Source organism: Pseudomonas sp. NBRC 111130, assembly GCF_001320485.1.
In the GTDB taxonomy this organism is placed as follows: domain Bacteria; phylum Pseudomonadota; class Gammaproteobacteria; order Pseudomonadales; family Pseudomonadaceae; genus Aquipseudomonas; species Aquipseudomonas vlassakiae.
The window spans coordinates 1-1,673 of record NZ_BCBG01000109.1; the positions used below are offsets into that span (position 1 = coordinate 1).

Below are 1,673 nucleotides of genomic sequence, written 5' to 3' on the forward strand. Positions count from 1 at the left end.
TGCGGCAGTTACCAACAGCATCACCAGCGTCAGCGGCAGCAACTACGAAAACCTGGTTGCCAATCAAGCGCCAGTCAGCACCAGCGTCACAGATGTGCAGGACACCACCACCGTCACCCTGACCGCCACGCCCTCCGTGGCGGAAGGCGGGACCATCATTTATACGGCGTCAGTCGAAGCCCCTGTTTCTGGCAGTCCGGTTGTAGTCGGCTTGGCCAACGGCCAGACCATCACCATCCCGGTCGGCCAAAGCTCCGGTACCGCCACGGGTGCGGTGACCAATGACGTCTATCAAGGCCACGCGGCCGTCACCAACAGCATTACCAGCGTCAGCGGCGGCAACTACGAAAATCTGGTCGCCAACCAGGCACCGGTCAGCACATCCGTTACCGATGTCCAGGACACCACTAGCGTCACCCTGACCGCCCCGCCGTCCGTGGCGGAAGGCGGCACCATTATTTATACGGCAACAGTGGGCGCCCCTGTCACCGGCAGCCCGGTCGTAGTCAGCATGGCCAACGGCCAGACCATCACCATTCCGGTCGGCCAGAGTTCCGGCACTGCCACGGGTGCCGTGACTAACGACGTCTATCAAGGCCACGCGGCGGTCACCAACAGCATCACCAGCGTCAGCGGCGGAACCTACGAAAACCTGGTTGCAAACCAGGCGCCTGTCAGCACCGCCGTTACCGATGTCCAAGACACCACGACCGTCTCGCTGACGGCGACGCCCAGCGTGGCCGAAGGTGGGCAGATCGTTTACACCGCCACCCTGACCAATGCTGCGCAGTCGGCGGTAACCGTCACGCTAAGCAACGGCCAGACCATCACCATCGGTGCCAATCAGACCTCCGGAAGCGTCGCCATTGCCGCGCCAGCTGATGATCCGTATATCGATGCCGGTCAGGTGAGCGCCCACATCACCAGTGCCTCGGGTGGCAACTTCGAGAACCTGGCGATCAACAGCACGGCGGCAGCCACCACCGTCACTGACACCATCGACACCTCAACCGTCACGCTAACCGCCACCCCATCTGTGACCGAAGGCGGCACCATCATCTACACCGCCACGGTGAATGCGCCGGTCACCGGCAGCCCGGTCGTGGTCAGCCTGGCCAACGGCCAGACCATCACCATCCCGGTCGGCCAAAGCTCCGGTACCGCCACGGGTGTGGTGACCAATGACGTCTATCAAGGCCACGCGGCCGTCAGTAACCAAATCACTGCGGTCAGCGGTGGCAATTACGAGAACCTGGTCGCAAATCAGGCAACGGTCAGCACCTCCGTTACCGATGTGCAAGACACCACCAGCGTCACCCTGACCGCCACGCCGTCCGTGGCGGAAGGCGGCACCATTATTTATACGGCAACAGTGGGTGCCCCTGTCACCGGCAGCCCGGTCGTAGTCACCCTGGCCAACGGCCAGACCATCACCATTCCGGTCGGCCAGAGTTCCGGCACTGCCACGGCTGCCGTAACCAACGACGTCTATCAAGGCCACGCGGCAGTCACCAATAGCATCACCAGCGTCAGCGGCGGCAACTACGAAAACCTGGTTGCCAATCAAGCGCCAGTCAGCAGCAGCGTCACAGATGTGCAGGACACCACCACCGTCACCCTGACCGCAACGCCGTCCGTGGCCGAAGGCGGCACCATTATCTATACGGCGTCAG

The 1,673-nt window shown here is 62.6% G+C and carries 1 protein-coding gene; it reads left to right on the forward strand.

Annotation, left to right across the window (positions count from 1 at the left end; translation table 11 throughout):
• Positions 1–1,673: immunoglobulin-like domain-containing protein (locus APH33_RS27495; RefSeq protein ID WP_371263276.1), on the forward strand; the 1,673-nt coding region annotated here is incomplete at both ends.